Source organism: Syntrophobacterales bacterium (assembly GCA_019429105.1).
Taxonomy (GTDB): Bacteria; Desulfobacterota; Syntrophia; order Syntrophales; family UBA5619; genus DYTH01.
On record JAHYJE010000004.1, the window covers coordinates 73,864 to 96,955 of the forward strand.

Annotated in this window: 21 protein-coding genes; 13 read left to right on the plus strand and 8 right to left on the minus strand. The window is 53.2% G+C overall.

Translation table 11 applies throughout. The features are described 5' to 3' along the window. Positions 1–22: 22 nt before the first annotated feature. The 13 genes from K0B01_02435 (at position 23) to K0B01_02495 (ending at position 16,051) form a co-directional block, all read left to right on the plus strand. Positions 23–439, plus strand: a complete 417-nt coding sequence (locus K0B01_02435) for a hypothetical protein (GenBank protein MBW6484997.1) — start codon at positions 23–25, stop codon at positions 437–439. 116 nt (positions 440–555) lie between these two features. After that, entirely contained in the window at positions 556–1,941 is a 1,386-nt protein-coding gene (locus K0B01_02440) for a putative DNA binding domain-containing protein (protein MBW6484998.1), read from the plus strand. A 20-nt stretch (positions 1,942–1,961) separates the two neighbouring features. Beyond that, positions 1,962–4,169, plus strand: a complete 2,208-nt coding sequence (locus K0B01_02445; GenBank protein MBW6484999.1) for a hypothetical protein — start codon at positions 1,962–1,964, stop codon at positions 4,167–4,169. Between the two features lie 3 nt (positions 4,170–4,172). Then, positions 4,173–7,055 carry a DEAD/DEAH box helicase family protein gene (locus K0B01_02450; GenBank protein MBW6485000.1) on the plus strand — a complete coding sequence of 961 codons (2,883 nt, stop codon included), beginning with the start codon at positions 4,173–4,175 and terminating at the stop codon, positions 7,053–7,055. A gap of 249 nt (positions 7,056–7,304) precedes the next feature. After that, positions 7,305–7,886 (plus strand): MGMT family protein, encoded by a 582-nt coding sequence (locus K0B01_02455; GenBank protein ID MBW6485001.1) that lies wholly within the window; start codon positions 7,305–7,307, stop codon positions 7,884–7,886. A 202-nt stretch (positions 7,887–8,088) separates the two neighbouring features. Then, positions 8,089–9,300, plus strand: a complete 1,212-nt coding sequence (locus tag K0B01_02460; GenBank protein ID MBW6485002.1) for an ABC transporter substrate-binding protein — start codon at positions 8,089–8,091, stop codon at positions 9,298–9,300. 19 nt (positions 9,301–9,319) lie between these two features. Continuing rightward, positions 9,320–10,225, plus strand: a complete 906-nt coding sequence (locus tag K0B01_02465; protein MBW6485003.1) for a branched-chain amino acid ABC transporter permease — start codon at positions 9,320–9,322, stop codon at positions 10,223–10,225. An 87-nt stretch (positions 10,226–10,312) separates the two neighbouring features. Then, positions 10,313–11,269 (plus strand): branched-chain amino acid ABC transporter permease, encoded by a 957-nt coding sequence (locus tag K0B01_02470; protein ID MBW6485004.1) that lies wholly within the window; start codon positions 10,313–10,315, stop codon positions 11,267–11,269. A gap of 3 nt (positions 11,270–11,272) precedes the next feature. Then, a complete protein-coding gene (locus tag K0B01_02475) occupies positions 11,273–12,016 on the plus strand; it encodes an ABC transporter ATP-binding protein (protein ID MBW6485005.1) in 744 nt (247 codons plus the stop codon). Continuing rightward, positions 12,010–12,699, plus strand: coding sequence for an ABC transporter ATP-binding protein (locus K0B01_02480; protein MBW6485006.1), 690 nt, complete (start codon positions 12,010–12,012; stop codon positions 12,697–12,699). Before K0B01_02475 ends, K0B01_02480 begins: the two co-directional genes overlap by 7 nt. Positions 12,700–12,749: 50 nt before the next feature. After that, on the plus strand, positions 12,750–13,997 hold the full coding sequence (locus tag K0B01_02485; GenBank protein MBW6485007.1) for a DUF2088 domain-containing protein: 1,248 nt from the start codon (positions 12,750–12,752) through the stop codon (positions 13,995–13,997). Between the two features lie 2 nt (positions 13,998–13,999). Next, the gene (gene glpK, locus K0B01_02490; protein MBW6485008.1) at positions 14,000–15,514 is read left to right on the plus strand and encodes a glycerol kinase GlpK; all 1,515 of its coding nucleotides are present in this window, start codon (positions 14,000–14,002) and stop codon (positions 15,512–15,514) included. Positions 15,515–15,739: 225 nt separating this feature from the next. Further along, entirely contained in the window at positions 15,740–16,051 is a 312-nt protein-coding gene (locus tag K0B01_02495) for a cupin domain-containing protein (GenBank protein ID MBW6485009.1), read from the plus strand. Between the two features lie 126 nt (positions 16,052–16,177). On the opposite strand, the gene K0B01_02500 is transcribed toward K0B01_02495, so the two are convergent. From K0B01_02500 to K0B01_02535, 8 genes are all read right to left on the minus strand, one after another. After that, a complete protein-coding gene (locus K0B01_02500; protein MBW6485010.1) occupies positions 16,178–16,345 on the minus strand; it encodes a hypothetical protein in 168 nt (55 codons plus the stop codon). Continuing rightward, positions 16,329–17,741 (minus strand): CoA-binding protein, encoded by a 1,413-nt coding sequence (locus K0B01_02505; protein MBW6485011.1) that lies wholly within the window; start codon positions 17,739–17,741, stop codon positions 16,329–16,331. Before K0B01_02505 ends, K0B01_02500 begins: the two co-directional genes overlap by 17 nt. A 215-nt stretch (positions 17,742–17,956) precedes the next feature. Continuing rightward, positions 17,957–18,346: a cupin domain-containing protein gene (locus tag K0B01_02510; protein ID MBW6485012.1), complete on the minus strand. Its 390-nt coding sequence runs from the start codon at positions 18,344–18,346 to the stop codon at positions 17,957–17,959. 91 nt (positions 18,347–18,437) lie between these two features. Continuing rightward, entirely contained in the window at positions 18,438–19,613 is a 1,176-nt protein-coding gene (locus K0B01_02515) for an ABC transporter substrate-binding protein (GenBank protein ID MBW6485013.1), read from the minus strand. 62 nt (positions 19,614–19,675) lie between these two features. After that, entirely contained in the window at positions 19,676–20,383 is a 708-nt protein-coding gene (locus tag K0B01_02520) for an ABC transporter ATP-binding protein (GenBank protein MBW6485014.1), read from the minus strand. Continuing rightward, positions 20,376–21,143 carry an ABC transporter ATP-binding protein gene (locus K0B01_02525; GenBank protein MBW6485015.1) on the minus strand — a complete coding sequence of 256 codons (768 nt, stop codon included), beginning with the start codon at positions 21,141–21,143 and terminating at the stop codon, positions 20,376–20,378. The genes K0B01_02520 and K0B01_02525 overlap by 8 nt, the downstream gene beginning before the upstream one ends. Then, a complete protein-coding gene (locus K0B01_02530; protein MBW6485016.1) occupies positions 21,140–22,024 on the minus strand; it encodes a branched-chain amino acid ABC transporter permease in 885 nt (294 codons plus the stop codon). The genes K0B01_02525 and K0B01_02530 overlap by 4 nt, the downstream gene beginning before the upstream one ends. A gap of 22 nt (positions 22,025–22,046) precedes the next feature. Then, on the minus strand, positions 22,047–22,910 hold the full coding sequence (locus tag K0B01_02535) for a branched-chain amino acid ABC transporter permease (GenBank protein MBW6485017.1): 864 nt from the start codon (positions 22,908–22,910) through the stop codon (positions 22,047–22,049). Positions 22,911–23,092: the final 182 nt, after the last annotated feature.

Below are 23,092 nucleotides of genomic sequence, written 5' to 3' on the forward strand. Positions count from 1 at the left end.
TTGGCAAGGAGCCACGCTATTCATGACGGCTAAAAACAAAGGCACTTTATCCCCGATTCAGTATGGTAAATTTTTGCAGGCCATCCGGCAGCGTATCCAGAACAGCCGGATGATGGCGTACCGCGCCGTGCACAAGGAATTGATTGATCTATATTGGGACATCGGCAGAGAAATTACCCAGCGGCAGGAGCGCACAGGGTGGGGCAAAGCGGTCGTCGAGCGTCTGGCGAAGGATTTGCAAAAGGAATTTGCCGGATCGACCGGATTTTCGGCGCAAAACCTATGGTTCATGCGTCAACTGTATACGGAATATAAAGATTTTCCAAATCTCTTACAGCTTGTTAGAGAAATTCCCTGGGGACAGAATATTGCTGTCATGCCTAAGCTCAAAGACCCGGACGCGAGGGAATACTATTTGCGGATGTGGAATGAATATTAGCATTCCTGACAAGTAATGATGGTCTCGACAGCCGGTATAGGGTAATGAACCGGTTACAAAATGTAACCGTTTGAAGAGGGTAGCCCAAGACGGAGAAATTCAAAAAAAGGCACACTATGCGCAAGGTTGAAAATCAAAATAAGGAATTCAAGCAGGCCTGGAATGGAAACTGTTTGAAAACCATTTGCGCCTTTGCCAACACCGAAGGCGGAAAGCTCTACATTGGCATTGACGATGAGGGAAAACCGGTTGACATAAAAGATGCCGCCAAATCCCTGGACGACATCCCCAATCAAACAAAAGACATTTTAGGTATTACGCCCGACGTCAAACTGAAAAAGAAAGACGGCAAGAATATTATCGAAGTAACGGTGGCCCCGTCTTCCGCCCCGATTTCCTACCACGGCCGCTTTTACACGCGCAGCGGCAGCTCCTCCATTGAAATCAAGGGGCACGAACTGGTGGAACTGCTGATGCAAAAATCCGGGCGCTCCTGGGATGGATTTATCGAAGAGGGCGCAACGCTCAAAGACATTGACCCCGCCGCTATTAACAAATTCCGGAAACTGGCTGCCAAAAAAATCCCGCAGATTACGGACGAAAAAAGCGCCCAGGCAATCCTCCAGAAATTAAACCTTCAGGAAAAAGGAAAACTTAGGCGTGCAGCTCTTTTGCTTTTCGGGAAAAACCCGAAGAAATTTCACATCACCGCCTATATCAAAATCGGCAAATTTGTCAGCGCCACCGATCTGATCAGCACGGACGATATTGAAGGCAATCTTTTCGATCAGGTGGATAAGTCCATAGAAATTTTAAGGATAAAATATCTGCTTTCCAATATTACGTATGAAGGCATTTACCGCAAAGACAATATGGAATATCCGGAAGAAGCCCTGCGCGAAGCGATCATCAACGCCGTGATTCACCGCAACTATATGGGCGCGCACACTCAACTTCGGATAGATCCCGAAAGTCTCAATCTCTGGAATGAAGGCGGCTTGCCACCCGGCATCGTAGTTACGGATTTAAAGACATGGCACTTGTCCAGACCGCGCAATGAGCTTCTGGCTGACGTCTTTTTCAAGGCGGGCATGATTGAAGCCTGGGGACGGGGCACCGTCAAGATTGTGGATGAATGTAAAAAGGCCGGGCTGCCCGAGCCGGAGTTCCGCGAAGAGTTCGGGGGTTTTTCCGTGCGTTTCCACAAAGCGGCAAAAGCCCAAGAGGCCCAGTCGAAGGCCCAGTCGAAGGCCCAGTCGAAGGCCCAGTCAGAAAGAATACTTTTTATCCTGTCACGCTCGGAGGCATCGGCGAGTGAACTGTTGTTGGAACTTGGGCTTAAATCTAAAACAGGATATTTGAAAAGGGAGATAAAGGAACTGATGGATGAAAATCTAATTGAATACACCATTCCTGACAAACCCATCAGCCGCCTGCAGAAGTATCGTCTTACCGCCAAGGGGCGGAGGATTCTGGTGGTAAGGCAAGACGATAATAAGTGACCGGAACAAATGGAGGATCAATGTCTAAGGTTGAACTGACAGAGGAAGAAAAGGCCGCTATATTGGAGGCGATTAATAAAGGTGTGGAGCCCAGGGCGGACTTGCTGCCCAAGCTTTTTCCAGGGCTTGCCGAAAAGTTTGACGTGCAGGCCCTCGACCGCGCCAAGATTCCCACGCTGGAATATGCAGGCAAGCGCTCGAAAGCGGCCATCTTGGCGGAAGCCCACGCGGGCATCGGCGCCGCGCCTCTGCAAACCGTGCGTTGCTTGGGCGATACAAAAAACGGCGAATGGAAAAACCTGATCGTTCAGGGCGACAACCTGCAATTTTTGAAAACCTGTTACCGCAATGTTGACCCGCTGATTAAAGACAAAGTCAAAGGGAAAGTGAAGCTGATCTATATTGATCCGCCGTTCGCGACGAAGAGTGAGTTCGGAGGCAAAGACGGTGAAAGAAGTTATGCGGATAAGGTTGATACTGCGGAGTTTATAGAAGCACTACGTGAGCGGTTGATATATCAACGCGAGTTATTGGCTGATGACGGGGGTATTTATGTGCATCTAGACTATAGGATGGTATCTCACATAAGAATTATTTTAGATGAGATATTTGGAAGCTTTAAGAATCAGATATCTTGGAAAAGATCTGCAATTGCATCTAATGTCAATAAGCAATATCGCAATAGTCAAGACTTTATTCTCTTTTATTCAAAATCTGAAAATAATTTATTTAAGCCACAATTTGGTAAATACTCGGAATCGTCAAAAGCACATTATAACAAAGTAGATGAAAAAGGTGTTTTTCGAACAGTTCCATTGATGGCGAGTGGAAAAACGAACGAAGGACTCTCGGGGCAACCGTGGCGTGGCATTGACGTGTCTAGCAGAGGTAAAAGTGGGATGCATTGGCTTAAAAGTCATGATGAATTGGAAAGACTTGATGCAGAAGGTATAATATATTGGAATACAAAAGGTATTCCAGAACTTAAGTATTATAGTTCGGAGGCTAAAGGTGTTTATATAAGTGACTTTTGGGAAGATATTACTGTAATAAATTCTATGGCAATCGAATACCAAAATTACATGACTCAAAAACCTGAAGCCTTGCTTGAACGGATTATATTAGGATCCTCAAATCCTGATGATCTTGTTATGGACATCTTTGGCGGTTCCGGTACAACTGCTGCCGTTGCGGAAAAGCTGGGCCGTCGCTGGATTACCTGTGATTTTGGTAAACACTCTATTTATACGATCCAAAAACGCTTACTAAACATTGCTGATTCAAGAAAAATCAACATTCAGACTCAAGAAGACACCGTTGATATAGAACGCTGCAATAAATGCAATAGTGTGATTGCGGAGACCGATGAATATATAAAATGTAAAGATTGCGGTTCAATTTATCACAAGGAAATGAAGGAAAAAATTGAAAAACACGGACTTAAACCCAAACCGTTTTGCGTCGTCTCCGCCGGTGCTTATGATTTTTCGCATGTCATGGACTTGCGAAAGCATAAGGACAAATACATTGATTTCGTCCTGGCCCTGTTTAATCTCACGCGCGATGAGGAAAAAGCAAAAAAATACAAACTGGCCAATATTTATGCGGTTTGGGACAACCACCCGGTAGAAGTCTATCCGGTCTGGGATGATGAATTTTTAAAGCAGGTGAAAATTGACGAGGCGTATCTGCGCGGAATTGTCGCGCAGGCAGGCGGGCGCCTGAAAGGCGAATATATCATCATCGCGCCGGAGAGCTGCGCCAATGTCGGCGATACCAAGCTTAAAAATCAGGAAGGCCGGGATGTTCAGTTTCTCATCAAGCCCTTTCCCTACAAGGTGCTGGAAGACATCTCCCGCAATTTCGTGCTCTGCGAGCAGCCCAACTCGCAGGCCAACGTCAACAACCTCATCACGTCCACCGCCTTTTACTTTAACGATGACGTCAAGATCAAAGCCAAACGCTGCGCCCAAGGCTTTAAACTGTGCAAGTTTGAAACCAAAATTCTGGATAAAGAAGGCAAAAAGTTTCCGGGCTTTACGGGTCTGTCGATGATCCTGGTGGATCTGGATTATGAACAAGGCAAACCCTTCGATATGGACAAAACCATTTTCGCCGGCGACGTTGCCGAAGACGGCAAGATCATCTTTGACGGGCTCACCAAAAGCGTGGGCCTGATCGCTATTGACCGCCACGGCAACGAATCCAAACCCTACAATTTGGAGTAATTTATGCCTTTTCGACGAACGCGCCGGATTCAAACGGTAGAAAAACTCAATCTCTCGGAACATACGCTGGATATCAATCTGCGCAAATGCAGTTACGACAAGTTTCGCTTCTCCGAAATCGAAGACTACGTGCAGGCGATCACCGGCGGGAGAACGTATCAATACGAAGCCATCAAACATACGATGATTTATCTGTGGGGCGGCGGCTATAAAAACGCTGCCGCGCTGGCCAAAGAAAACTTTGCGCAAAAGGAGCATATCCGGGAGCGGTTCGGCTCGCTGGAGATGATGCTGGGGCATCTGCCGCTCGCCGACCGCTTGTCGGGCGTGGTCCACATGGCCACGGGCACCGGCAAGTCCTATGTCATCTTTGCCGTTGCGTACTTGTCCGTTGTGATGGGGCTTGCCAAACGGGTGTTGGTGCTGGGGCCGTCATCCACGATTATCGAGGAAGGCCTGCGGGACAAATTTGCCGATTTTATGCACCGTAAAGAGTGGAATGACCTTCTGCCCGCGGAATACCGGGGCAAGGCAGTAGCCCTTCTGACCAACAACGACGCCATCGAAGACGGCAGCATTACGATTGAAAACATCAATGCTATTTACACCTTGGGCGGCATCCGCGACACGCTTTTCCAGAACACCAAAGAAGTGCTGGTGCTGGGCGATGAAATCCATCACGCCTATTCGCATTTGAATTTCAACATGACACGGCATGAACTGGAGCTGGATCAGGAAGTGGAGGCGGGAGGCGGCCGCGAATCGGAGGAGAGGACCGAGCGCCTCTGGATGCAGTTTCTCAAAAAGAACAAGGAGATCACCAGCCATATCGGCTTTACGGGTACGCCCTACAACAAAGATGACTACTTTGCCGACGTGATTTACGACTACAACATCCGCATTGCCATCAATCAGAAATACATCAAGGACATTGATCCCATCATAGACGTGGAGACGGATCACGGGCCGATGGAATGGACAACGGACAAGCGCTTTGCCGTGGTCTTAAAAAAGCATATCGAAAATGCCGAAAAGTACGCCTACAAAAGAAAAGACCAAAGGCAGGTCAAACCCGTCACGGTTTTCTATTGCCCCAAGCAGGCCAACGCCAAAACCCGCTCGGAAGAGTTCATCCGCTTTCTGGCCAAATGGGAAAAAGAGGAAAATGGCGCAAAAGGCACGGAGGCCCAACTGGATCAACTGGCGCGGGCCAGAGTCATTTGCGTTACCGGCGCTGAATTAAAAAAATCCTATAAAAATGAACTCGACAACATCGAAGAAATCGATCCATCCAACGTCGGCGGTAAAGTTGAATTCATCTTTAGCGTCGGCATGTTGCTGGAAGGCTGGGACGTGGACAACGTCTTTCAGATTGTGCCGATGGAGGAGCGCATTTTTAATTCCAAATTGCTCATCTCGCAAGTCTTGGGGCGCGGCCTGCGCATTCCCCGTAAAGTCAGCTTTATTGATATTCAGATGACCTATCCGGTGCTGACGGTGACCAATCATGAAAAGTTTGCCAACCACATACGCGAATTGCTGGATGCCGTCACTAACTCCGAGATGTATATCACCTCGGAGCCGCTTAAAAAGCTGCCGGATGAAAACTGGCGCGGCCGTCACCACTTTACGGTTTTTAATCTGAATTATCTGGCCGGCGCCAGGCTCGAAAACATCCCGCCGGAAGAAAATCCAACGCTGCCCATGCGCGAGCTGATGCTCACGAAGTACAGCGTTGACGAAAACGTGACCATTGAACGTATCAAAGGCACGGATAAATATGTGTTGCGGAAGAAAACCTTTACGATCGATAGCGTGGTTGACGAGCGTCACCGGCGTTTTAAACTGCGTGAATTTGAGGGCATCCATTTTGATTTTGGCAGCGGCGCGCACGACCGCTGTCCCGAAGAAGATGAAATCCGCGACGTCATACTTGCGGCGATGGAGAAAGCGGGCATTGCGCACAACGGTCTCACGGACGACAACAAAAAGCAGATTGAGCTTTACTTTAATCAGTTCCTGCCGCGCGGTACGAAAAGGCGCGTCTTTGAAAACGTGACGGGCGATCTGACAACGGCCAGCACCATCAACCTGGAAAAAAACTCTCTCCGCATCGGCGAACTGGAACGGGACGCCACGGCGTTCATCAGTGAATCCTCCGATGAAGAGCTGGATGATCGGTCAAAATTGCTAATCAAGTATTTGATGGCCACACGACAACCCAAAGTTCAACCGGACGGCCAGCAGGAATTCAGTTTTATTGATTCCACGGGACTGCTTGCCAAACACGGCGAATATGTCCGCCCGATTCTGGCGAATGACGACCGGCCGCCTTATATCGCAAATCCGTCCGTTTTGAAATCGCCTCAAAGCGCTGTGCTGGTTTCCCATTACCCCGAAAAGGACTTTGTTTTCCGCCTGCTGGAGCATGAACAATATCTGGACGCCTGGATCAAAGCGCCCGACAAGGGCTTTTACACGATTGATTATGAATACTGGCGAGGCGGCAAAGACCGCGTCCGCCACGGGTTCAACCCGGACTTTTTTATTAAGCTCGCTCTGGATGCTTATATTGCGCTTCTGAAAAGAAAAGGCGAAACCGGCCATCTGGAGGCGCTGAGAGATTTGCAGGACAAGGGGTATGAAACGCTGATTCGCGTTGTGGAAATAAAATCCGATGAGGATGATGACGAAGCCACGCCGGCCAAAGCCGAATGGGCGAAAAGGCATTTTGCGTCGCTCAACGAGAAATTGCTGGAGCCGCTGCCGGGCAACTTTTCTGCGGAACACAAAAACGACATCAAGCAATTTTACACCTTCGATCTTCTGAAACCGGCAGGCTATGCTAAATGGTTTGACAATCTGCGAATTGGAAGAATAACATGATAAAATCAATCTATTATTGATGAACTCGTCAAAAGTCAAAATTTATCAAAATTAACTTTGTAACACGCTGTAATTATTAAGCTCAAGTTTTCAAAATTGGCCATTTTTCGACTTTTTACGAGACCATCAATTATTAACCGATGAATTTGGCCGGGGTGCAAAATCTCCGGCAGGGATCAGGGAATCCAAAAGGGTTTTCTGCGAATATGGAGGGCAATTTGGGGGCGCCTGTAGGGAGGAATTGCAGAGATGGAAATGAGTGCGTTTTTCTATAATCTTGTTCACACGGGATACGGCGAAGCGGTCGTTATCGGGAAACAGGCCGGGGAGCGTGTTGCGGCCTGTCGGATTATGTTGCCGCAGCAGGGTCTGAAAGCGGCGGAAATTGCCGAGGCCGAGTTTCCTGGTGCGGTATTCGTGCCGGATGCATGCGGTCAAATATGCAGAAATATTAGCTACTTTTTTCAGGGCAAGGGGGTATTTTTTGACCTTGCCGATATTGATTCCGAGATCGTGCAGGGTTTTGCGAGACGCGTCCTGACAAGGGCGGCGGAGATTCCCCGTGGCCGCGTCATGACCTACGGGGGACTGGCCGCGAGCATTGGCGTTCCTGGCGGGGCGCGGGCCGTTGGCAACGCCCTTGCCGGCAACCCCTTGCCGCTCATTTTCCCCTGCCATCGGGTGATAAGAATGGACAGAACCCTGGGTGGTTTCGGCGGCGGTGTAAAGCTGAAGAGGGCGCTTCTGGAATTGGAAGGGGTTTCTTTTGATCGGTGCGGCAGGGTTAAGCCGGGCCATATTCTGGACAGGGGGCTTTGCTCCCCGGCGTAAACAAGAAAAGGCGCTCCCGCATTATGTGATATTTACAGAGAGGCGCCGCTGGGCAACGAGGATTGCAACAATAGTGCGGGCGGAGAATTTTCAAATTCCCTTGACTTTTCCCGGGTGGAAAGATATTACTCAAAGTCGCGGCGGGTCTGACAGTCGCGTTTTTTTACAAGGAATTCAGAGAAATTAAATGGGGGGGATAGACATGAAAAAGAGTTTACTGCTTGTTCTTGGATTGTTTTTAGTGGGAGGGCTTTTTCTGCCCGTTACATCGCACGCGGCCCAGACGTTGAAGGTGGGCATTGTTGACACCTATACAGGCCCGGCAACAGCTTTTACGCTGGATGTCCTCGACGGGTTTAAACTGGCCGCGGACAAGATCAACGCCAAAGGCGGGGTCCTGGGGAAAAAGATCGAGTACCTGACCAGGGATGACAAGTTCAAGCCTGATATCGGGTTGAACATGGCAAAAGAGCTGGTAATGAAGGAAGAGGTGGATGTGCTGATGGGGACGATCAACAGCGCGACCGCCCTTGCCATTTCCGATTTTGCCAAAGCTGAGAAGGTTCCCTTTTTCGTCACATTTTCCAAAAGCGATAAAATCAATATGCAGAAGGGCCATCGTTACGTCTTCATGATGAGCGAACATAGTGAAATGGCGGGCCGGGCGGCGGCGGAGGCCCTTGCCAAAAAGCCCTACCTGAAATACTGGATTGCCGGCGACGACTACGAGTACGGTCATTCCATCGCCAACGGCGTCTGGAAGCACCTGCAAAAGTTGAACCCGAAGGTCAAGCTGGTTGGCGAGACCTGGTGGAAGGTGGGCGAGGCGGATTTCACACCTTACATCACGCAGATTATCGCCGCGAAGCCGGATTTTGTCATTGTTGCGACGGGCGGCTCCGGAATGGTAAATTTCCAGAAGGCGGCAAAGGCAACCGGATTCAGCAAGAATATGCCGTTTTATCAGCACACGGCCATTGAGACTTCAACCCTTGCGCCCCAGGGAAAGAACGCCCCCGAGGGCGTCTTCGGAACGGCCAATTACCTCTTTTATTATCCGAATACCGCGGAAAACAAGGCTTTCGTGGAGGAGTTCCAGAAGGCGTACAAAAGATATCCCAAGGTCGGCGCCCTGTATGGCTATCTGACGGCCAATTTCATCGCGGAAGGGTTTAAAAAGGCAGGCAAAATTGATAAGGAAAAGTTCATCGACAGCGTGGAAGGCTTGTCGCTTGCCAGCCCCGTGGGGAAGATTGCCATCAGAGCCTGTGATCATCAGTTGGAGCTGCCCATGTATTTCGGCGTGACCAAGCTTGATCCCAAATACGATTTTCTGACCGCGGGCAATATCCAGGTGGTTCCGGCAATTGATTATATGCCGACCTGTGATGAAGTAAAAGCATCGAGAAAATAGATTGAATCATTAAGGGGATATGCCGGTGGACGCTGCCTGGGTGTTGTTTTCGGAGAAGGTTCTCAGCCAGATTCTGGTTGGTTTAAGCAGGACTACGATACTTTTCATCGTCGCTTCGGGGATGTCCCTGATTCTGGGGGTGCTGAGGATTCCGAATGTGGCCCACGGCTCCCTTTATATGATCGGCGCCTTTATGGCCTACAGCGTCTCCCGTCTTTTCGGGGGAGGTTCGCAGGGGTTCTGGATGGCTTTGCTTTTGGCCCCTCTCGGCGTGGCCGTATTGAGTTTTATTGCCGAGAGGGCGCTTTTTCAGCACCTCTATAAACGCGAACACCTGATGTTGCTCTTGCTTACCTTTGCGCTGAGCCTGATTTTCGGCGATCTGACCAAACTTGTCTGGGGGGCCGAGTACAAATCGGTGCCGGTGCCCCAAATTTTTCAGGGTTTTGTAACGATTATTGCCGGGTTTCCGCTTCCCCTTTACAACCTGTTTTTACTGGCTGTCGGCCCTGTTGTGGCTGTTTCGCTCTGGCTTTTTGTGAACAAGACAAAGATCGGCAAGATATCGCGGGCAGCGGCGGTGGACCGGGAGATGGTGAGCGCGGTGGGGATAAACGTGAGTCTGGTCTTTGCCGTTGTCTTTGTTGTCGGCTGCTTCCTTGCAGGGTTGGGCGGGGTGCTGGTCGCCCCGACGGTGAGCGTTACCCTCGGGATGGATCATACCCTCATCATGGAGGCATTTTTGATTGTCATTATGGGGGGGCTGGGAAACATCTGGGGCGCGCTGATCGGGGCGCTGATTTTTGGACTTTCCCAGTCGCTGGGGATTCTGATCTGGCCCCAATTCGGGATCATCTTTCCGTATCTTGCCGTTGTCATAGTTCTGATGATAAAGCCCACCGGGCTTTTAAAATCGACGTGGTAACTGCGCAAGCGGAACAGGCAGAGGGACTGAAGCCGGGTCACTTCCGCCTTCAGTCTAAAAAGATTTATAAATATAGGTACCTGCGATATGGATAAAGGCCTTTCGGGAAGGGCTTGGGGAGTGGGGATCGCCGCCGTTGCTATCCTTTTTATTCTGCCCGCTTTTCTTCCCAGATTTTATATCTATTTGATCTCGCTCATATTTGTTTATGGGCTTTTAGCCACCAGTCTGAACGTTGTTTTGGGATACGGCGGCGTTTTCCAATTTCATCATTGCGTCTTTTATGGGCTGGGCGCTTATGCAACGGCGCTGTTTCTGACCAAGACAGGGGTGCCTTTTGTCGTCAGTTTTATTGCCGGAGGGGTTGCCGCCGCTGTCCTGAGCTTCCTCATGGGAATTATTACCGTAAGACTTTCGAAACTTTATTTCGGGATGCTGCAGATTTCCCTCGGCTCTCTGGTCTGGGCCATTGTCTATCGCTGGTACGCCTTTACCGGCGGGGACGACGGCATCCACGGGATCTCCCTTCCGGATATTATCTCCTCCCAGAAGGGCGCCTACTATTTCACGCTAAGTGTAACGTTAATCAGCCTCTTTATCATCTACAAGATCATCAAATCGCCCTTCGGGAGCGTGCTGCAGGGTATCCGGGACAACCCCGTGCGCAGCGGGATGGTCGGGATAAATGTGAAAAGGCATATCCTTGTCGCCCTGATGATTGCCGGATTTTTCGGGGGCGTTGCCGGGTCTCTGTTTGTGGTTGTGGATAAAACGGTCTTCCCGGACATGCTTTTCTGGACGCTGTCCCTGGAGGTGCTGATCATGTGTCTCATCGGGGGGTGGTTTAACTTCTTTGGCCCCATGCTGGGTGCCGCGATCGTCATTGCCCTGAGAACCTTCGTCAGCGGTTACACCGTTTATTGGGCGCTTGTTTACGGCATTGTCATGATTTTTGTAATATTTTTCCTTCCCGATGGGGTGCTGGGTTATATCCAGCAGAAGCTCAAACCGGCAAAAGGCAGGGTTGTTGCAAAAGAGGGGTGAATTTTGTTAAAGATAGAGGCGCTGTCGAAATCCTTTGATGGATTCATGGCGGTAAGCAAGGTAAATCTTGAAGTGAAGAAGGGGGAAATCGTCGCCGTGATCGGCCCTAATGGCGCAGGCAAGACGACCCTCTTTAATCTCATCTCCGGTGTTTTAAAACCCGATGGCGGCAAGGTGATTTTCAAGGGAGAGAACATTGCCGGACTGCCCCCGCACGCAATCTGCAAAAAGGGACTTTGCCGTTCCTTCCAGATTGTGAATGTATTTGAGAGGCTTACCGTCTTTGAAAATGTGCAGATTTCCCTGATGGCCAGGGAAAAGATGAACTGGAATCTCGTTACCCCTTCCTCACGGGTTTTAATAGCGGAAACCTTGAAGATCCTGGAGAGCGTCGGGCTGGCCGAAAAGAGGGACAATGTCTGCGGTCTCCTTTCGCACGGCGATCGCAAGGTGCTGGAGATCGCGGTTGCCCTGGGGGGCAATCCGGAGTTTCTGATTCTTGATGAACCGACGGCCGGCATGGCCCCCGAAGAAACCGGCCGTTGCATTGATTTAATCAAAGGCCTTTCCGATAATCTCGGTTTAACGATCCTTTTCTGCGAGCATGATATGGCGCTGGTCTTTGCGATTGCCAATCGCATCATGGTTATGGCCAGAGGCGCGACGCTCGTTCAGGGCAGTTGCGAGGAAGTCAGATGCAATCAGGCGGTTCAGGATGCCTATCTCGGCGGGAGCGACGTATGCTGAATGTAGTTGATATAAATACCTATTATGGCTTGAGTCATGTGCTGTTCAATATCTCCCTGAAGGTGGGAAGCGGAGAGGTTGTGGGCTTGCTCGGCCGCAACGGGGCCGGAAAATCCACGACCATGAAGAGCATCATGGCGCTTGTTCCCCCCCAAACCGGAACAATTCGCTTCAAGGGCGAGGATATTGCGTGCCAGGCCCCTTATCAGCTTTTCCGAAAAGGCATCGGCTATGTTCCCGACGATAGAAGGGTTTTTGCAGACCTGAGCGTTGATGACAACCTCGATATCGTTTACGGAAAGGACTGTGAACGGACAAAGGAGATGGTTTATGAGCTCTTTCCCGCCCTCGCGGAGATCAAGACGAGAAGAGCCGGCCATTTAAGCGGCGGCGAACAGCAGATGCTGACCATCGGCAGGGCCCTCATGGGGAGGCCGGAACTGCTCCTGCTCGATGAGCCGACCGAGGGTTTGGCGCCGCTTATCGTCAAGTCGCTGGAAGAAAAGATATTGAAATTAAAGGCTACAGGGATGAGCATCCTGCTTTCCGAACAGAATGTGCGCTCGGCCCTGAAGATGGTTGACCGCGTCTATGTCATTGACAACGGCTGGATACGCTTTGAGGGCTCTGTCGGCGAGCTGGAGGCCAATAAGGAGATAATGAAAAAATATCTGATGGTGTAATTCCGTTTGAAGTAACTCTGATAATTCAATAATCCATTCAGGTTATTCTTATGCAAACCATTTTTGTTCCCTCTCGCCTCTGGTACGAAAATAAAGAAAGGGCGCTTGCCTTTCCCGAGCGCTGGGATGTTGACGATTTGACCTCCCCCGGCTTTGACAAGCCGGGGCTCACGCCGGCTCAAATAAAGACAAAGATATCTCGGCCGCTGGAGGGCGAAAATCTCGAAGAGCTGGCCCGCGGGAAAAAACAGGCCGTCATCGTTTTTGACGATATGACCCGCCCCACCCCGGTTAGAGCAGTGGCGCCCTTTGTTCTCGAAGCCCTGCACAAGGCGGGCTTGCAGAAGGAACAGATCCGCTTCATCTGGGCACTGGGCAGTCATGGCGCCTACGATATGGCCAGCGCCCGGAAAAAATTGGGGGATTACATTGTCGAGAACTATGCAGTTTATAACCACGACCCCTTTCAGAACACCGTCCGGGCGGGAAGAACGCCGACCGGGGTGGAGGTCTGGTTCAACCGGGAATTTATGAACTGCGATCTGAAGATCGGCATCGGTTGCGTAACTACCCATGTTCACGTGGGATTCAGCGGTGGCGGGAAAATAGTCTTTCCTGGCGTGGCGGGGCTCGAATCGATCAACCAGTTTCATAATCAGCTCTACCGGGATCGGAGCCGCACCGGCCTCGGCAATTTCGACAACAATATCATGCGGGCGGAGTGCGATGCAGCCGCAGAGCTGGCGGGTTTGAACTTCAAGATCGACTGCCTGGTAAACCGGCGGGGAGAGATCGTAAATCTTTATGCCGGTCCTTTCAAAAGCACCCATGCCGCCGGCGCCGCCGAAGCAAAGGAGCATTGCGGGATACCCTACGCCTCCGGTTACGATATTGCCGTCGGCAACGCCTACGGAAAGGCGAGCGAGGCGATCATCGCCCTCGTCCCGGCCCTCATGGCGCTGAAGCACGACTGCACCGGCACGGCAATCTTGATTGCCGATGCGCCGGGAGGACAGGTGCCCCACTACGTGATGCGGGCCTGGGGGAGTGATTATGGCGGCCGCCACTATCTCGCGAAGGCCCGGGGCGAAAAAACGCTCACGGCCGCCCTGAAACGTCTGATTGTCCTTACCCCTTATCCGGACAGGACGATGCTTGACATGGTCTGCCATATCGACGATGTGGCCGTCGTGAAGACATGGACCGAGGCGCTTGCCCTCCTCGAACAGGATTATCCGGGGAACGCCCGCGTCGCCGTCATCCAGGACGGAACGATGCAGTATATGAAACCTCGCTAAATATGAAAAATTACATACTTGCTCTCGATCAGGGGACGACGAGTTCGCGGGCGATCATCTTCGATAGAAACGGCCTGCCGGTTGCCGTCGCGCAAAAGGAATTCACGCAGCTCTACCCCAAGCCCGGCTGGGTGGAGCACAACCCCGAGGAAATCTGGTCAACCCAGGCCGGTGTTGCGATGGAAGCGATTGCCAAGGCCGGCCTGGAGGTCGCCGCGATCGTGGCGATCGGAATCACCAATCAGCGCGAAACCACGGTAGTCTGGAACAAAAAAACGGGGAAGCCCGTGTTTAACGCCATTGTCTGGCAGGACAGACGCACCGCCGATTTCTGCGACAAATTAATAACCGCTGGGTACAGCAGCATAATCCTTCAAAAAACGGGCCTTGTCATTGACGCCTATTTCTCCGCCACCAAGCTGCGCTGGATACTCGATAATGTAAAAAACGCCCGCAAACAAGCTGAAAAAGGGGAGCTGGCCTTCGGGACAATCGATTCCTGGCTGCTTTGGAACCTTACCCGGGGCAGGCTGCATGCAACCGATGTGACCAACGCGTCGCGAACCATGCTGTTCAACATTCACTCCCTGCAGTGGGACGAGGAGCTGCTCGAGCTTTTCGGAATACCCGCTTCGCTCCTGCCGGAGGTGCGTTCCTCCAGCGAGATTTACGGGGAATCCACGGGGCTCTTTTCATCCCCCCTTCCCATTGCGGGAATTGCCGGCGACCAGCAGGCCTCGCTCTTCGGGCAGATGTGCACCGAGCCGGGAATGGTCAAGAACACCTACGGCACCGGCTGCTTCATTATGATGAATATCGGCGACCAGCCGGTGGAATCGAAAAACCGGCTCCTGACCACTGTAGCATGGAAAATCGGCGACAAAACGCAGTACGCACTCGAGGGGAGCATTTTTATTGCCGGCGCGGTTGTCCAGTGGCTGCGCGACGAACTGGGAATAATAGGCAAGGCGGCGGATGTCGAAGCGCTGGCAGGCGCGGTCCCGGACAGCGGCGGCGTCTATTTTGTTCCCGCCTTTGCCGGGCTGGGTGCGCCCTATTGGAATCAGCATGCCCGAGGCGCCATATTTGGCATGACCAGGGGGACGACTGCCGCGCATATCGCCCGTGCGGCGCTGGAGAGCATCGCTTACCAGACCATCGAGGTTATCCGGGCGATGCAGAAGGACTCCGGCATTGCGTTCAGAGAGTTGCGAGTTGACGGAGGGGCAACGGCCAATAACCTGCTGATGCAGTTTCAGGCCGATCTGCTCAGGGCCAAGGTGGCGCGTCCCCGGGTAGCCGAGACTACCGCCCTGGGCGCTGCTTATCTGGCCGGGCTTGCCGTCGGCTGCTGGAGCACGATGGCTGAAATCAAAAAGCAGCGGCAGATAGACAGGATTTTTTCTTCCCGCATGAAAGAGGCGGAGGCCCAAATGCTGATCAGGGGCTGGCGACGCGCGGTGAGCGCCGCCCAGGTCTGGGTGTCCAACCCGGGGGTGGATTCCGAACATGAATGAGCCAATTGCAAAACTATTTGTCATTCCCGAAAGCGGAGCTTAATGTACACAATGCTTCTATCGGGAATACGGTTTTTCAAGCAGTTAGAACCAGATTATGAACATTAAACTTCGTTTTCCCGCTTAAAATCATTGCGGGAATGACAGAATGTGAGAGTTTTGCAATTGCCTCGAATGGATAAAATTGGAGAAGCATTTTAACCTTAAACATGATGGGAGGAAAGTATGGCCGAGCAAGTATCGAATATAAAGGAAATGGTGGCCTATCAGGCAGGGTCCATTGTCAGCAAGGAGATCATCGCGAAAACGACCGGAACGGTGACCATCTTTGCCTTTGACCAGGATCAGGGATTAAGTGAGCATACAGCCCCCTTTGACGCCTTGGTTCAGATAGTGGAGGGCGAGGCGGAGATCCTTATCGCCGGAGAATCCCATCATTTGCAGGAAGGACAAATAATCATCATGCCTGCCGGTAAGCCGCATGCCGTGAAGGCCTTGAAGAAATTCAAGATGATGCTGGCAATGGTAAAATCATGATCGATGTTGAGGGCAGACAAAGATCAGGGAAATAAACTAATCAAGCTCATCAGGATGGATCAGTTGACTTCGGTAATGAGCCTTGAGAGTGAAAGGCCCGGTTCAGCATTTCCTGAGCTCAATCACTCAAAGATGCCCGAAGATTGCCGAGGCGTTGGCGAGAATCAGATCGGCGCCGGCTGCACGCAGACTTTTCTCGTCGGCGCTTCCCGTCAAGACCCCGACCGCGCAGCTTCCCGCCTGCCGGGCGTTGATGATATCCGTCGCCTGCCAGGTTTTAGGTTCTATCTTCAAAACCGCTCATTTCCCGATACTCCCGGAGCGCTGCCAGGGCGCTCGCCGCCCGCTCCGGGGTAGGAAAATTGACGAGGGCGCCTCCTGCCTCGAGTTTCCGGATTTCCTCGTCCCAAATTCCCGGTGGGGAGAGCAGGCAGGAGATAACCGGTTTTTTCTGCTTCCATTCCAGCAGGAGTCTGGAAAAGCCGGCTATGGCATCCCTGTTGGCGGAAGCGAATACCATGAGGAGCACAACACCGTCCACATTGTCATCTTCCAGCGCCGCCCGAATGATGCCCTCGATTGCCCCGGTGTTGTACCAGGCCGGTCCCATGTCCACGGGGTTCGTGCGCAGGGCAAGGGGCGGAAGCAGTTTGTTGATCAATAGCTGAGTCTCCGGGCAAAAAGCGGCTATCTCCAGACCTTTGGATTCGCAGACATCCGCGGCGGCGATGCCGGGACCCGCCTGACCTGTAAGAATGGCGACTTTTCCTCCCACGGGAAGCGGGCAAAGGGAAAGGGCGCGCGCTGTATCGAGAAGTTGCTCCGCGCTTTCAACCTGGAGAACGCCCGCCTGTTTGAACGCCCCGGCGTAGATTTCCTGCCTCCCGGCCAGAGACCCGGTATGGGAAGCGGAGGCCTGATTGCCGGTGCGGGAGTTTCCAGTCTTGTAGGCGACAACCGGTTTGGCAAAACGGGCATTTTTCATCGCCGTCAGGAACCGGCGCGGCTCATCCATGCCCTCAATATACAGGGCAATGACCCGCGTTTCCGGATCGTCCATCAGATAGGCGATCATTTCGGGAAAGTCAACATTAAGGCGGTTTCCCAGACCGACTATCTTGCTGAAGCCCACGTTCTGCCGCATGGCCAGAAACCCGACCAGATGCGAGACGCCGCCGCTCTGGCTGACGAAGGCGATATTGCCTTTGGGTAGCAACGAGAACTCCGGGGTAAAGGAGGCGTTCAGGTTCAATCGAAGGTTGAGCATGCCGAAGGTGTTCGGGCCGATAACCGGGAGGCCGGCCTTTCGGGCGAACTCGGCCAGGGAGCTCTGGAGCGCGGCGCCCTCGGGATCGTCGATTTCCTTGAAACCGGCGGTGATCAAGACCACCCCTTTCACGTTTTTTTGACGGCATTCCTGAAAGATATCCGGAACCATCTTTGCGGGCAGGACGATCACGGCCAAATCGATGGCGCCGGGAAAATCCCCGAGGGATGAAAACGCATGGATGCCCATAATTGAATCGGTTCCCGGGTTTACGGGAACAATCGTTCCCGTAAACCCGCCTGCGGTCAGGCTTTTCATTACATGGAACCCGAGCTTGTCGGGGTTTGCCGAAGCCCCCAGCACGGCAACCGCACGAGGATTGAAAAGGCGCTCCAGATTTTTCAACATAACTGCCTCGGCCATTGGCTGATCCTCCTGCGATCTTTGGACGAAAATCTTCCCTGGAAATTGGGCGGCAAGCAGTGAACCTTGCGTTCCCGTCTTTCGGCAAGTCCGCATTGCCGGAAGTTACTGCGGACTACGATTTGTCGCTATATAAGGCACGCTACCACTATCCCCGTCAATCTCGCTCTGGCCGTTGCGATGCGGACTCCGGTTTGTCGCTTATGTAAAAAACGCTACTCTCTTATATTGGCGATGCTGCACAAAAAAGTGCATTCCTCCGTGTCGCTCGCGTTTTTCATGCTGTGCGGCTCCAGCGTCGGGAGATAGACGAAGTCGTGGGGGCCCAAAACCTTTTCCCCGGTCGCCTTGTCGTTTTCGTCGTAGGACACAACCAAGAGACGCCCCGACAGGACATAGGTGGTCTGATAATAGGAGTGACTGTGAATCGGCACCTCGCCGCCCGGGCCGACCGTGAAAAAACGCAGCCCGTAATCCGGCGCCGCTTCGGGACCGGCCTTGGAGAGCCACTGTATCCAAACATCCTTTACCTGCTGGAGTCGGCCCTTGTAGGTGATGGTCTCGACCCTTGTTTTAAAGACATCCCTGGCATTCATTGCAATCATGGGAACCCCCTGTATTGTTATAATGCGACTGCTCACTTTAAGCGAGCACGAAGCTGTTCAGCCTGCAGCCTATATGTTCTGAGCAGTTACGTTAGGGAGTAATCAAATTCTTGTCGGTGATCACGCCGAAGTAGCGAAAACGCCCGTCTTTTACTTGCTGCACCTGCACCTCCTTGACAACCTCGCCATTTTTGAAGCCGCGGATGACGCCGGTCAGCCCGTTGTAATCCTTCGTGGCGGCGATTGCGTCGCGCATTGCCTTGCCGTCGGTGCTGCCCGCGCGTTTGATGCCGTCGCAGATGATCATGAACGCGTCATAGGCCGATGCGCCGACCATGTCCGGCTGGATATTGAAGCGGCTCTCGTAGCTCTTCAGAAATTCCTGCACAAACTGCCTTTTGTCGTCGCGGTTGAGGTTGGTGACGATCACGAAGCCATTGGCCGCATCGCCGGCGATCTCAAGAGTTTTGGGGGAGTCGGCCCCTTCTTCGCCGATGATCCGGGCCTTGATGCCGAGCTCACGCGCCTGTTTGAGCACAGGGCCGGTCTGGAAGTAGTAGCCGCTTGCAAAGATGACGTCGGGATTGATTTCCTTTATCTTCGAAAGGTAAGGTTTGAAATCCTTTTCCGACATCGGGTAGGTCTGGGTGCTGACGACCTTCGCCTGACCCTTGGCGAACTTGGCGATATACTCGTTAAAACCCTCGGCCAGTGTGCGGCCGAAGTCGTTGTCGCTGGTGAGCAGAGCAATCTTTTTGCCTTTGAGCAGCTTCACAGCCGCGTAGGCGGCGGCTCGTCCTTCCACCGCGCCGAGAAACCCGTTGCGGTAGTTAAAGTTGCCGGCTTTGGTGACGTCGGGGTGAATTGCGTAGGCCGCAACCAGAGGGATTTCCTCGTCCTGAAAAAGCGGCGCGATCGCCCGGGTAGGCATACTGTAAGAACCGGCCACCAGCGCCGCCACCTTGTCCTGCTGGAGAAGCTTCTGGGCCAGCGCGACGGCCTCTTTCGCATCGGCCCTATCGTCATAGACAACCAGCTCGATCTTTTTCCCCAGCAGACCGCCGGCCTTGTTCACCTTTTCCACGGCCAGATCGACAGAATTCTTCACACTGGCGCCATCCGCCGCGGCAAACCCGGTAAGCGGCGCCAGCAGGCCGATCTTGATGGTTTCCGCGGCATTTGCCGTCGCCCATCCGGCAAGCAGCATAACCACCCCTAACAACGTAGAACTGATCAGTTTATGAACATTAACCTTTGTTTTCATCATACCCTCTCCTTTCCAGAAAGTTTCATTTTACCGCCCTTTTTAACTATCAACTTTTAACTATCTCACTCCCCCAGATACGCCGCCTTGAGCTGCGGATCCTTCAACAGTTCTTCCGCGTAACCAGCGAATATGCAAGTGCCGGTTTCAAGTACGTAGGCGCGATTGGATATTTCGAGGGAGGCGAGCGCATTCTGTTCGACGAGCAGGATGGTCAGCCCCTTCTCCCGATTGAGCTGGGCGAGAACAGCGAAGACCTGATCGACTAATTTCGGCATGAGCCCCATGGAGACTTCATCCACCAAAAGCAGCTCCGGGTCGGAGACGAGCGCCCGGGCAATAGCGAGCTGCTGCTGTTCGCCGCCCGAGAGCGTTGAGGCCGGCTGACGGCTGCGTTCCTTGAGAATCGGGAATAGTTCGTGCACCCAGCCGATTCTGTCTTTGACCTCGATTTTTCGGTGCAGGCCGTAAAGACCGGTCAGCAGGTTTTCCTGCACTCTCAAGCGGGGAAATACCCGCGCCCGCTCCGGAACAAGCCTCATGCCGCGCCTGGCCCGCTCGAATGAGGGGAGCCCTTTTATTTCCTCATCCTTGAAACGGATGCTTCCCCCGCTTACCGGCGCCATGCCCATCAGTCCGCCCAGGATCGAGGTCTTGCCGGCGCCGTTGGCGCCGATGATGGAAACGAGCTCCCCTTTCTCCAGATTGAAACTTACCCCCGATACCGCGTGGATGTCCCCGTAAGAGATGGACAGGTCTTTTACCTCAAGCAGCATGGGCGCTTCCTTTCCGGCCGAGGTATGCCTCGATTACCGCCTCATTGGCGCGCACCTCCGCCGGCGTCCCTTCGGTCAGTTTGCTGCCGTGCTCCAGGACGACCAGCCTGTCGCAAAGTCCCATGGCCACCCGCATGTTGTGTTCGATCAGCAAAACCGTCAGGCCGTCCTCGCGAATGACTCGGATCAGCGCTTCCAACTGGGCGATCTCTTCGTGGCGCAGGCCGGAAAATGATTCGTCCAAAAGCAGGAGTTTGTGGCCGACGGCAAGCGCCCTCGCTATTTCCAGCCTCCGGAGATTCCCCAACGGCAGAAGGCCGGCCCGGCGTTCGGAAAGTTCGGGAAGGCCGACCTTTTCCAGCAGGTTCATTGCCCCGCGCCGTTCGGCGGGGGTCTTCCATCCTGACCAGATCTTCAACGTGCTCCGGTAGCGGGTAATTCCGCGGGCCGCGATGACGTTTTCCAGAACGGTCAGGTTGGCAAACGGTTTCACAATCTGGAAGGTGCGGCCGATCCCCAGATTGGCAATCGCGTGCGGCGCAAGGCCGTCAATGCGGCGTGCGTTCAGAAATATCTGCCCCGCCGTGGGTTTGTAAATGCCGGAGATGAGGTTGAAACAGACTGTTTTGCCGGCGCCGTTCGGTCCGAGCAGGCCGAGGATTTCACCCTGTTCGATATTGAAGCTGACGCCTTCCACCGCCTTCAGTCCGCCAAAGGATTTGGAAAGCCCGGAAATATTGAGTAACGGCCGTTTCATTTCTTCCCCCGGGGTAGTATTTTTGTAAACACCCGCCGCGCCAGGCTGTTTTCGCCCAGAATCCCGCCGGGTTGGAAGCGGATCATCAGTAACAGCAAGGTCGTATAGAAAAGGATGCGGTAGTCGATCAGGGGGCGGAAGAGCTCCGGCAGGATTCCGATGATGATGGCGCCAAGGATCGGCCCCCACAGTGTTCCGATGCCCCCCACCACGACCATGCTCAGCAGGGAGACCGACAGGGGAAACGAAAAGTCGGAAGACGAGATGAAGTGCATGAAATGGGCGTAGAGCGCCCCGCCCAGTCCGGCCATGCCGGTGCCGATAACGAAGGCCAGCAGCTTGAAGCGCACGGGCGAGATTCCCACGCTGGACGCAGCCGCTTCCTCCTCGCGCATCGCAAAGCACGCCAGCCCTGCCCACGAGCGCGTCAGCCACCAGCTTATTATCATTACGACAGCGAGAAAAAAGAGGCACAAATAAAGAAACTCCGTCCCCCGAAATTTGAGATCGAAAAGAACAACCCGGGGGATGCCGCTGATTCCCAGCGCCCCGCCGAAAAACTCGAAGTTGTTGAACACCGCCTCGACGATGAAGTTGATGCCGATCGTGGTAATCGCCAGAAAGTCGTCGCGCACCCGCAGGCTGGGGATGCCCAAAAGCAGTCCGATTGCGGCGGTGATCGCGATTACCCCGGGCAGGGCGACCCAGAACGAAAGCCCGGCCTTGGTGGCCAGAAGCGCCGCCGCGTAGGCCCCGATCCCGAAAAAGGCGGCGTGGCCGAGGGAAATCTGCCCGGCAAAGCCCACGATCACATTGAGGCCCGAAGCCACGATGGCATTGATGGCGATGATGGTGGCAATGGTGACAAGATATCCGTTCACGTTTTCAGTCCTTTATCTCTGCTCAGCGGGAACCCATGATCCCTTCGGAGCGCCACATCAGCACGCCGATCATCGCGATGAACGCAATCGCGTCCCGGGGCAACGGGATGTTCGCGTAACCGATGAGCAGCGTCTCGGCCATGCCGAGGAGCATCGACGCGACAACCGCCCCCGGCGCCGAACCCATGCCCCCCACGACGATGATGGCGAGCGTTTTGTATGCCGGGATTGCGCCCATCGTCGGATAAATCTGGTTGAAATAGATGCCGACCAGAATCCCGGCGATTGCCGCGATGGCGGAACCGATGACAAAGGTGATGCTGATAATCAGATGGGAATTGATTCCCATCGCGTCGGCGATTGCCCGGTCCTGGGAGGCGGCCCGCATGGCGAGGCCCAGTTCGGTTTTTGTCGTGATCACCCAAAGCAAGGCGAGCACCAGTGCGGTGATGCAGTAAACTGCCGTGATCGTGGAGTTTATCGTTACGCCGGCGATGTGCAGCTCCGGAAACGGGAGAACCGCCGGAAAGGTCAGAATCTGGGGTCCGGCGAGCAGCCGGGAGAGTTCCTCGACGGAAAGCAGAATCGCGATGCTGGCGATGAGCGGCACGAAGGGCGGGTACTTCAGGAGCGGAAAATAAACGAACCGTTCGATCAGGACACCCAGGAGCGCGCAAACGGCCATGCTGCCCAGAATGGCGGCAAGCAGGCTGCCCGTGAGGTTGAAAAACAGCAGCCCCATGTAGGCGCCAACGGTGTAAACCGCCGCATGGGCAACGTGCAGGATGCGCATGATCCCATAGACCAAAGCCAGCCCCAGGGTGATCAGGGCATATATGGAGCCCGTCGCGATGCCGTTCAGCAGTTGTTCGATAAATAGCTGCATCTCTTGCCGGTTCTCTCCTGTTTCAGGGACTGCACCTATACACTACATCTTTACGAGGGAGCCAATTGCAAAACTATTTGTCATTCCCGAAAGCGGAGCTTAATGTACACAATGCTTCTATCGGGAATACGGTTTTTCAAGCAGTTAGAACCAGATTATGAACATTAAACTTCGTTTTCCCG

What these genes read in the sequence shown, in the direction of transcription:
- K0B01_02470 (MBW6485004.1), top strand. Translation starts at nt 10,313, where the DNA reads ATGGATAAAGGCCTTTCGGGAAGGGCTTGGGGAGTGGGGATCGCCGCC.
- K0B01_02485 (MBW6485007.1), top strand. Translation starts at nt 12,750, where the DNA reads ATGCAAACCATTTTTGTTCCCTCTCGCCTCTGGTACGAAAATAAAGAA.
- K0B01_02525 (MBW6485015.1), bottom strand. Translation starts at nt 21,143, where the DNA reads ATGAAACGGCCGTTACTCAATATTTCCGGGCTTTCCAAATCCTTTGGC.
- K0B01_02435 (MBW6484997.1), top strand. Translation starts at nt 23, where the DNA reads ATGACGGCTAAAAACAAAGGCACTTTATCCCCGATTCAGTATGGTAAA.
- glpK (MBW6485008.1), top strand. Translation starts at nt 14,000, where the DNA reads ATGAAAAATTACATACTTGCTCTCGATCAGGGGACGACGAGTTCGCGG.
- K0B01_02480 (MBW6485006.1), top strand. Translation starts at nt 12,010, where the DNA reads ATGCTGAATGTAGTTGATATAAATACCTATTATGGCTTGAGTCATGTG.
- K0B01_02505 (MBW6485011.1), bottom strand. Translation starts at nt 17,741, where the DNA reads ATGGCCGAGGCAGTTATGTTGAAAAATCTGGAGCGCCTTTTCAATCCT.
- K0B01_02515 (MBW6485013.1), bottom strand. Translation starts at nt 19,613, where the DNA reads ATGATGAAAACAAAGGTTAATGTTCATAAACTGATCAGTTCTACGTTG.
- K0B01_02465 (MBW6485003.1), top strand. Translation starts at nt 9,320, where the DNA reads ATGCCGGTGGACGCTGCCTGGGTGTTGTTTTCGGAGAAGGTTCTCAGC.
- K0B01_02450 (MBW6485000.1), top strand. Translation starts at nt 4,173, where the DNA reads ATGCCTTTTCGACGAACGCGCCGGATTCAAACGGTAGAAAAACTCAAT.
- K0B01_02455 (MBW6485001.1), top strand. Translation starts at nt 7,305, where the DNA reads ATGGAAATGAGTGCGTTTTTCTATAATCTTGTTCACACGGGATACGGC.
- K0B01_02445 (MBW6484999.1), top strand. Translation starts at nt 1,962, where the DNA reads ATGTCTAAGGTTGAACTGACAGAGGAAGAAAAGGCCGCTATATTGGAG.
- K0B01_02510 (MBW6485012.1), bottom strand. Translation starts at nt 18,346, where the DNA reads ATGATTGCAATGAATGCCAGGGATGTCTTTAAAACAAGGGTCGAGACC.
- K0B01_02460 (MBW6485002.1), top strand. Translation starts at nt 8,089, where the DNA reads ATGAAAAAGAGTTTACTGCTTGTTCTTGGATTGTTTTTAGTGGGAGGG.
- K0B01_02535 (MBW6485017.1), bottom strand. Translation starts at nt 22,910, where the DNA reads ATGCAGCTATTTATCGAACAACTGCTGAACGGCATCGCGACGGGCTCC.
- K0B01_02440 (MBW6484998.1), top strand. Translation starts at nt 556, where the DNA reads ATGCGCAAGGTTGAAAATCAAAATAAGGAATTCAAGCAGGCCTGGAAT.
- K0B01_02495 (MBW6485009.1), top strand. Translation starts at nt 15,740, where the DNA reads ATGGCCGAGCAAGTATCGAATATAAAGGAAATGGTGGCCTATCAGGCA.